We start from the raw sequence: 8,672 nt of genomic DNA on the forward strand, positions 1-8,672 counted from the left end.
GTCATCCCACCCTCGGTGTGGTCAAGACTCGATCTTCGTCGGTGCCTGCGGTCAGCTCGAAGAAAACGCGTTCGAGGTCGCCTTGGCGCTCGAACAGCTCATGGATCTCGACACCTTCCACGAAGGCGATATGACCGACGCGCGTGGTGTCCGCGCCGCTGATCTCGACCCGTCCGTCCGAACTATGACCGGCTTGATGACCGGCACGTCGCAACGCCTCGATCAGCTTGTCCGGTTGCGGAGTACGAGCCACCACGCCACCGGCCTTCTCCGACAGTTCACCGAGGGTGCCCTGCCGGACGAGCTTGCCCTTGTTGATGATCACCGCGTGGTCGACCAGTTGCTGCATCTCGGTAAGGACATGGCTGGACACCAGGATCGTCCGGCCTTTGGCCGCGAACTCGCGAAGTAACCCGCGCATCCAGACGATGCCCTCAGGATCCAGCCCATTGGCCGGCTCGTCGAGGATCATCACCTGTGGGTCGCCCAGTAGAGCCGCGGCGAGCGCGAGACGCTGCCGCATCCCCAGCGAGTAGCCCTTGATCGGGCGTTTCGCGGCCAACGTCAGCCCCACGACCTCGAGTACCTCGTCGGCGCGGCGAGCCGGGTAGCCATTGACCAGACAGTAGGTTCTCAAATGCTGGCGACCGCTGCGAGACGGGTGAAATCCCGACGCCTCCAGGACGGCCCCCACCTGACTGTTCGGTGCGGGCATGGCTACATAAGACACGCCGTTGATCGTGGCCGTACCCGAATCGGGTTTGACCAGCCCGACGATCATCCGCAACGTGGTGGTCTTTCCCGCCCCGTTAGGGCCCAGAAACCCTGCGACAGTGCCGGGCTCGACGGTGAAGTGGAGGTCGTCGACCGCTTTGACCTGGCCGAACGCCTTCGAGAGACCGGAGACCACGATCCTGCCGTCGCCGTTGGCTACCATACCCGTGGAGGCTACTACATCGTGAAGTCACTACACAATGAACCAGGGACCGTGTCGGGCGTGACCGCCGAGCACGCCAGCGCGGACAGCACGCTGGACCGCTTGTTCGAGCTCAGCGTCCTCATGGCCGGTTACATGGAGCACTCACTGGCCGAGCGTGGGCTCACCCGAGCGCGCGCCACCGTCGTCTGGGAACTCTTTCATCGAGGCCCGATGACCCAGCGCGAACTGAGTCAGGCGCTCAATGTCACGCCACGGAACATCACGGGTTTGCTCGACGCGCTCCAAGAAGGTGGCTTTGTCGAGCGCAATCCCCACCCGACAGACCGCAGGGCGACCATGGTGTCGATCACCGCCAAAGCCCGTCGCGCGGCGAAGGCCATGACCGAAGACCATCGGCGGTTTGCGCAGCGACTCTTCGAGGCGACGCCACAAGGCGACCTCGACCTTTTCGACGGGACCTTGGCCGGCGTGTTGACCCAGCTCCGGGCGGTCACAGGGGGCAACCAGAACGGAGACTGATGGCGGCGCCCGCGTGGCGGCCTCCGTAGCGCCACCACCTCCCGCTTGCGATCTCCCGTTGACGCTGGAGTACCTCACGGATAGCCTCGGCTTCGACAGTCTTCCAAAGATCTCTGAAACATAGTCGGATGGGGCGCTGCTATGTCGATGCTCGAAGAGAAGCTGTATCCCGGCACTAAGCAGGAGGACCTCCCCTGGTCCCCCGCAGACGGTCCATCGATCATCGACATGTTCGCAGACCATGCGACGATGATGAATCCGTACCCGCTCTATCAGCGGATCCTTGCGGAGCGACCTGTCCACCTTGCCGGTGATGCAATCGTTTTCACGTCGTACCAAGACGTTTCGACGGTCCTGCGTTCGCCCAAGGTGAGCGCCGACGACCGCAACGGCAAGTCGCAACAGAGCATGGTGGCCAGCGGGGAGGTTCCACCCGAACTGGTGTCCACCATGAATCAGCGGTCGTTCCTTCACCGTGATCCCCCTGACCACACCCGTCTTCGCGGTCTGGTCAGCGATTCCTTGAGCACCAAGCGCATGGAAACACTTCGGCCCACCGTTCAGCGACTGGTGGACGAATACCTCGACGCCGCGGCCGCCAAGGGTAGCCTGGAACTGATCAACGATCTCGCGTTCCCGCTGCCGATCACCTTGATCAGCCAGATTCTCGGCGTCGATGCCAGCGATCACTTGAGCGAGGTCAAGCCCTGGACTCGATCGCAGCTGTGCTGCGACTTCGAGGCGCCGACCACGGCCGGCGCCTGCGCCACCTACAGCATGCAACAGCAGGACGAGTTCACGCTGTACTTCGAGGCTCAGATCGAGAAGAAGCGCAAGGATCCCGGTGACGACCTTCTGTCGACGCTCATCGCCGCGGCGGAGCGTGGTGAACTGACTCTCGACGAGGTCAACGACACATGCCGCCTTCTCGTCGTATCCGGCCACGAGACCACCGTCGGCCTGATTTCCAACGGCATGCTCGCCTTGCTGCGGAACCCGGACCAACTGCGGCAGTTGCGGGAGAATCCGGCACAGGCTCCTTCCGCGGTCGAGGAGATTCTCCGCTACGACTCCCCGATCCAGTTCACCAGGCGCTATGCACTTGAGGACGTGGAGATCAACGGCAGCCAGGTCACCAAGGGCCAGATGATCTTGCTGTGGCTCGCCTCCGCGAACCGCGACGGGGCACGCTTCCCCGACCCCGACAAGTTCGACATCGTTCGAGCCAACAATCACCATCTCGAGTTCGGTGCGGGCATCCATTTCTGCCTCGGTGCTTCCCTGGCGAGGATGCAAGGCCAGATCGCGCTCGCGACGATGGCGAAGCGGCTCGTCGGTCCCGAACTGGAAGCCGACCCGCCGAAGTACATGCCCAACGCCGTACACGCGATCGAAACGCTGCCGATCAAGTTCGAACGCATTCTTCCGGCGTAATCGCGGATCTCTCTGGGGGAGAGCCCTATGGGCGGTCGTAGTGGCCATGGCTCGCCGGTCCTCGTTACCGGCGGTGCCGGCTTTTTGGGCTCGCACCTGTGTGAGCGCCTGCTCTCGTCAGGTCGAGAGGTCGTCTGCGTTGACGACCTCTCGACCGGCGCCATCGAAAACATCGAGCCACTGATGGCGAACCCCGCGTTCGAGTTCGTGCATGCGGGGATACCCAGCGCGGCCACGGCAGAGATGCTCGCGACCGCTCGACCGCGGTACGTCGTTCACCTCGCCTCGCCGGCGTCTCCTGTCGACTTCGAACGAATTCCCATTCGAATCCTTCAGACCGGCGCGTACGCCACAGATTGGGCGTTGCAGGTGGCGCGCAAGAACAACGCGCGCTTCGTCCTTGCCTCGACCTCGGAAGTCTATGGAACGCCAGAAGTACACCCGCAGGTCGAGTCGTACTGGGGGAACGTCAATCCCGTAGGTGTCCGTTCCGTCTACGACGAGGCGAAACGCTACGCCGAAGCGCTCGCAATGGCTTATCACCGCCAACACGGGACCGATATCGCCATCGCGCGTTTCTTCAACACCTACGGACCTCGGATGCGTGCCGACGACGGACGTCTGATGCCGCAGCTGATCTCAGAAGCACTCGCCGGGTTGCCGTTGACCATTCACGGCGATGGGCAGCAGACCCGTTCCCTCTGCTACGTCGATGACCTCGTCGACGCCATCGTCCTCCTCATGGAAAGCGACGTCCGCGGGCCGATCAACCTCGGAAACCCTGAGGAGTACACGGTCGAAGAGATCGCCCGGCTGATCGCGGAATCGACCGGCACCGAACCGCGCTTCGCTCACACCACACCGCGGCCCGACGACCCGATCCGCCGCCGCCCGGACATCTCACTGGCACAATCACTGCTCGGATGGCAACCGACCACCTCCGTGCGGGTCGGAATAGAACGAACAGTCGACTGGTACGCCGCCGCCTCTCCCCGACTGACGCTTTCGGCACGTCAAGATGGATGACCGGAACATCACGGTCGTCGGCGCCGGATACGTCGGACTGACGACCGCGGCTTGTCTCGCCAGCCTCGGTCACCAGGTCACCTGCGTTGACAACGACAGGGATAAGTTGGCCGCGCTTCGCCGCGGCGAGGTCGGGATCCTCGAGCCCGGGCTGGGTGAACTCGTCCTCGAGGGCATGCTCCAGCACAAGCTCTTCTTCACCGACGATCTGACTGAGGCCGCTCGATGGGCTGAGATCGTGTTCCTCTGTCTTCCGACGCCGACGACTTCGTCCGGTCAGGCTGACGTCAGCGCATTGCGGCAGGTAGCCGGACAGGTGCGAACGCACCTGCGCCCAGGGGCCGTCCTGGTGGTGAAGTCCACTGTCCCGGTCGGTACAGGTGACGACCTCGCGACCCGACTCGATCGATGTGACGTCGAAGTCGTCAGCAACCCCGAATTCCTCCGGGAAGGCCATGCCGTCCAGGATTTCATCAATCCGGACCGCATCGTCGTCGGCTGCCGGAACGCCCATACAGCCGAGCTCATCGCCGCGCTGTACCGGAACCCGGACGTCCCGACCGTGACAACGGACCGCCGTACCGCGGAGATGGCCAAGTACGCGTCCAACTGCTATCTGGCCGTGCGGCTGTCATACATCAATTCGATTGCCGCACTTTGCGAATCGACCGGGGCGGACGCGATCGATGTCGCATACGCGATGGGACTCGATCCGCGCATCGGGCCGGCACACCTGCGGCCCGGCCCCGGTTGGGGAGGTTCGTGCCTGCCGAAGGATTCACGCGCGCTGCTGTCCATTGCCCAGTCCGCCAACGTCGACTTCGACGTCCTGGACGCGGCTGTACGATTCAACTCGGCACATCAGGATCGTGTAGCGCAAAGCATTCTCACCTTGCTCGGCACAGGCCCCGGCCGACGCCGCGTCGGTGTCCTCGGCCTGACGTTCAAGGCCGGAACCGGTGATCTCCGGGACTCTCCCGCTCTCGCCATCGCACAACGGCTCACCGAGCTCGGCGCCGACGTGACGGCGTTCGATCCCGCGGTCCGCGGAACGCAGCAAGCGACACTCACGGTCGATGACCCCTATCAGGCCGTCAAGGGAGCACATGCCCTTGCCGTACTGACCGAGTGGAGCGAGTTCCAGGAGCTCGACTGGCACCTCATAGGCCAGTTGATGGAAGGCGACCTCGTCGTCGACACAAGGAACATCCTCGACGCGGCCCAGCTCGCTGCGGCCGGTCTACGGCTGCACTGCTTCGGGCGGCAACTGAGGCCTGCGCTGTGAACAAGCGTCTGGGGGGTGAAAGGAGCGGTTGATGACGTCCCTATCCGATCTATCGACCCGGCCGACGATCCGCGATCTCATGAGAAGCAAAGGCGTGACTGAGACCGGTTCACCCAGCAGCCTGCTGGAGACGGCCCGGAGAGTCGCTGAACATCGGATGCTCTGGGGTGAGAAGGTCGAGTTCGATCCGGCATGGCGACGCTACGTCAGGCTTCACCGGGACCTCAGCCTCGAAGTGTGGCTGATCTGCTGGGGCTACGGACAGGACACCCTGCTGCACGACCATGGCGGAAGCAGCGGCGCGTTCGTCGTGGTCGAGGGCGAGCTGCTGGAAGACTTCGGCTCGGTAACCAGCAGCAAGCTGACGACGCGACGTCATCACACCGGCGGCGGAGCGAGCTTCGGCCCGAGGTACCTGCACAACCTCGTCGCCGCGGACGCCACACCGGCGGTATCCATCCACGTGTACTCGCCGCCGCTGTCCAGCATGAATTTCTACTGCCTCGTGCGCGACGGCCTCTACCACCTCAGGTGCATCCCGACCGAAAGCCCGGAACCCGACACAGCGGATCTCGTGGAAGAGGCAGCCGTCCGCGGTACCAGTGCATGATGAAGACCATGGACACGATCTCGGGGCTGCTGGAGCGAGTGCGAGAGAACATCACCCGCTACGAGCCGGACGCGGCCGCCGACCGACTGCGTGCCGGCGCTCTGCTCATCGACCTCCGCCCGCTGGAGTTTCGCCTGCGTAACGGCGATATACCGGGCGCGATCGCAGTATCGCGGCATGTTCTCGAATGGCGTCTGGACGTCACCAGTTCCTGGCGTCTCAAGGAACTGGAATACGGAGACTACGACCAAGAAGTCATCCTGCTCTGCAACGAGGGCTACACGTCGAGCCTCGCCGCGCATCAGGTCATGTCGGCGGTCGGCCTGCGCGCAGTCGGCGACGTCGTGGGCGGCTTCGCCGCCTGGAAGGCCGCCGGCCACCCCGTCGTCGAGCGATCAACCGTGGAATGACCTGGTCAAAAACCTGGATGGAGCTCGATGTCGTCGCCGAGTCTGGTCAGGCGCCTGCCCTCCCCCGACGTCGCCGGGTAGCTGGCCCTGTGGGCGAAAGCAGGGGAAATGACCTTCGAGAACAAACGAGCTCCGACCCTGTCGGTGGCTATGCGCAGAGCGACGGAATCGTGTCTCTCGCCTCCAGTAGAACGTGTGCCCTTCGACGGTGCGGGAGCCACATCGGACATCCTGTTCAACGGCGGCCGGAAGTACTCCACCAGAGCAGCCGCAGACAACTCCAGAAGCTCCGCGGCAGCGGATTCGTCACCGTGAAGAGCCCTTGGCTCTGGATCGAGCTCGATGAGGAGCAACCAGGCTTCCAGACCTTCGGGCACGTCGCGCAACGCTTCCGTCAACGTGGGGTGAGCGGACAACCGGCCGAAGGCACCTTCGCGCGTCGTACTGGTGAACGTCCTTCCGACATACTGAACGCCGAGGTCCAGGAACCGGCGGCCGACTTCATCACGTTCAGCGGCGCTCGCGCCGGCCAGGGCCTCTGCCAGGAGAGAGCTGGCCCGGCGGCGAAAGATCTCGTCGCCGTCGGCGCCGAACCCTTCGACCACGTCGTAAGGGCTGTGACATGCCAGCCGCATACCGCCGGGCAACCCCTGCCCCGGCCAGCGACAGGCGAGAGTTGCCGCCCCGTCCGCGTCGGCGACGCGAAATTCAGCCCGCAGGTGGCCGTCGGCCCAGCTCAAGCTGTCCGGAACGATCATCGTTCGCGGCCGCCACCCCACCAGGTGCAGAGGGAAGCGATCGAGAATCGCGCTTGTCCGCGCGTCGATCGTGGCTTCCAGTACCACCTGCGGTTCCAGCATGACGCTGTCGCCGACCACCTCAAGCCGGCCGTGCGCCTCACCGTCGTCGGCCCGCGTCATCGCGTCTGCTCCTAATGGGTGTCGCGAACCCGCTGCTTATTGCGGGCTCGAACCACTCTCGCACGTGCGAACATCGCGACGGCGACGGCCTTACCCAAACTGGAGACCAGCTGATTCACATTGACCACGGGCCGGAATCGCACCCGCCCATTCGAGATGACGTACATGCCGACCGGTTGGGCACACATCCCATACCCGCCGCCGTCGCCAGACGCACCTTTTTCGTCCTCACCACCACCTGCTCCCCCACCACCGCTCACGAGCGCGACGGGAATGAGCGTGACTCCGTCCCGCTCCAGGGGTTCTCCGAAAGCGGTCTTCACCGTCATGGTGGTACGCACGGTCGTCATGAGCTCTTGAAGATACAAAGCCGCCCCTAGTGAAAGATGGTCCACGATGGCACTGGTGAGCCGGTGTCACGCGGAACCTTGTCCTCGGAAAATGACGTAACGACGGATCCATCCTTCCGCTCTGCGTGACAGCGCACCACGTTCAAGCGCAGCCAACCATAGTCCTCGATACGCCGCTCAGAACAGAGCAGATCCCTTGCGCCGCTGGAATCTCGGCGATTTTTCGAGGAGTGGACGCGTCAGGGCGGTATCAGCTGGGGTGAGCACTACGATCGGAATTTCACGGTTGGTCCAGGCTTGGTATTTCGCGAAGTCGACATACAGCTCGACCAGCGCCGACCCGCCAGGTGCCACCGATACGGCCATTGGTCAGTTCGAAGATCTTGGCCACGTATTTGAGTTGGCCGTCAAAGGCGAGTCGAGAGCTTGAGGAGCCCTGTTCGAGCAGGCCGAAGCACCCATCGCGAACTCCTTCTCAACGGGTGCCGGATCGAGAGGTCAGCATCGACTGCCCAGGCCACCACGTCCGCACCCTGCATACTTCTGCGGGGAACTTCCGGCCTCAGTCGCTCCAGCAGTCCGACGAAGGACGCGTTTCGCTGGACGAACGATGCGGAGATCGTGGCGAGTCCTTCGTCGCCGGACGCGAGCAGTTGGCCGACCCCCACCGGACAGTGTTCGGCGAACAGGCGCTCGGCCGCGGTGACCAGCAGCCGTTCCGTTCGCGAAAGAAGCTTGCCGACGCCTGTCGAGATACGGTCGGACTGTTCGTCATCCTCTTCGACGGTCGAAGCCTGCTGTGCTGGAGGACAGATGCAATACATGTTGCTGATCTACAACTGCGATCGCCCCGAACCCGGGGATCCACGCTTCCCCGAGGCGCTGGCCAGGGTCAACGCGTTCGCGGACGAATGCCGCCGCCGCGGCGCGTTCGTCGCCGGCCATCCCCTGCAGGCAGAGCACACCGCCACCACGGTCAGCGTCCGCGAAGGCAAGACCCTGATCACCGACGGCCCGTTCCCCGAGACCCACGAGCACCTGGGCGGGACGTACATCCTCGACTGCCGCAACCTCGACGAAGCCCTCGAACTGGCCGCACTGTGCCCGATGGCCGAGCAGGGCACCATCGAGGTCCGGCCGATCGCCGGAGTACCGGACCTCGATCACCGGGCGGCCAC

Annotated in this window: 10 protein-coding genes; 7 read left to right on the top strand and 3 right to left on the bottom strand. The window is 64.0% G+C overall.

Annotated elements, in window-relative coordinates; all coding sequences use genetic code 11:
• Position 1 precedes the first annotated feature (1 nt).
• Positions 2–937 (bottom strand): ATP-binding cassette domain-containing protein, encoded by a 936-nt coding sequence (locus ACZ7KI_RS39060; RefSeq protein WP_470278045.1) that lies wholly within the window; start codon positions 935–937, stop codon positions 2–4.
• Between the two features lie 60 nt (positions 938–997).
• Between ACZ7KI_RS39060 and ACZ7KI_RS39065 the strand changes: the two genes are divergently transcribed.
• The 6 genes from ACZ7KI_RS39065 (at position 998) to ACZ7KI_RS39090 (ending at position 6,224) form a co-directional block, all read left to right on the top strand.
• Positions 998–1,459: a MarR family winged helix-turn-helix transcriptional regulator gene (locus tag ACZ7KI_RS39065; RefSeq protein ID WP_470278046.1), complete on the top strand. Its 462-nt coding sequence runs from the start codon at positions 998–1,000 to the stop codon at positions 1,457–1,459.
• A 141-nt stretch (positions 1,460–1,600) separates the two neighbouring features.
• The gene (locus tag ACZ7KI_RS39070; RefSeq protein ID WP_470278047.1) at positions 1,601–2,893 is read left to right on the top strand and encodes a cytochrome P450; all 1,293 of its coding nucleotides are present in this window, start codon (positions 1,601–1,603) and stop codon (positions 2,891–2,893) included.
• A gap of 27 nt (positions 2,894–2,920) precedes the next feature.
• Positions 2,921–3,919, top strand: a complete 999-nt coding sequence (locus ACZ7KI_RS39075) for an NAD-dependent epimerase/dehydratase family protein (protein WP_470278048.1) — start codon at positions 2,921–2,923, stop codon at positions 3,917–3,919.
• Positions 3,912–5,204 carry a UDP-glucose dehydrogenase family protein gene (locus tag ACZ7KI_RS39080; protein WP_470278049.1) on the top strand — a complete coding sequence of 431 codons (1,293 nt, stop codon included), beginning with the start codon at positions 3,912–3,914 and terminating at the stop codon, positions 5,202–5,204. The genes ACZ7KI_RS39075 and ACZ7KI_RS39080 overlap by 8 nt, the downstream gene beginning before the upstream one ends.
• Before the next feature lie 94 nt (positions 5,205–5,298).
• Entirely contained in the window at positions 5,299–5,814 is a 516-nt protein-coding gene (locus ACZ7KI_RS39085; RefSeq protein WP_470278050.1) for a cysteine dioxygenase, read from the top strand.
• A gap of 8 nt (positions 5,815–5,822) precedes the next feature.
• On the top strand, positions 5,823–6,224 hold the full coding sequence (locus ACZ7KI_RS39090; RefSeq protein WP_470278051.1) for a rhodanese-like domain-containing protein: 402 nt from the start codon (positions 5,823–5,825) through the stop codon (positions 6,222–6,224).
• Between the two features lie 5 nt (positions 6,225–6,229).
• Here the strand turns inward: ACZ7KI_RS39090 and ACZ7KI_RS39095 are convergent, their stop codons facing one another.
• On the bottom strand, positions 6,230–7,144 hold the full coding sequence (locus tag ACZ7KI_RS39095) for a hypothetical protein (RefSeq protein ID WP_470278052.1): 915 nt from the start codon (positions 7,142–7,144) through the stop codon (positions 6,230–6,232).
• Positions 7,145–7,155: 11 nt separating this feature from the next.
• Positions 7,156–7,494, bottom strand: coding sequence for a spore germination protein GerW family protein (locus tag ACZ7KI_RS39100; RefSeq protein ID WP_470278053.1), 339 nt, complete (start codon positions 7,492–7,494; stop codon positions 7,156–7,158).
• Between the two features lie 813 nt (positions 7,495–8,307).
• On the opposite strand from ACZ7KI_RS39100, the gene ACZ7KI_RS39105 reads away from it, so the two are divergent.
• The coding region (locus tag ACZ7KI_RS39105; RefSeq protein ID WP_470278054.1) for a YciI family protein at positions 8,308–8,672 on the top strand (365 nt) is incomplete at its 3' end.

It is taken from the genome of Amycolatopsis sp. NPDC039088 (assembly GCF_055598845.1).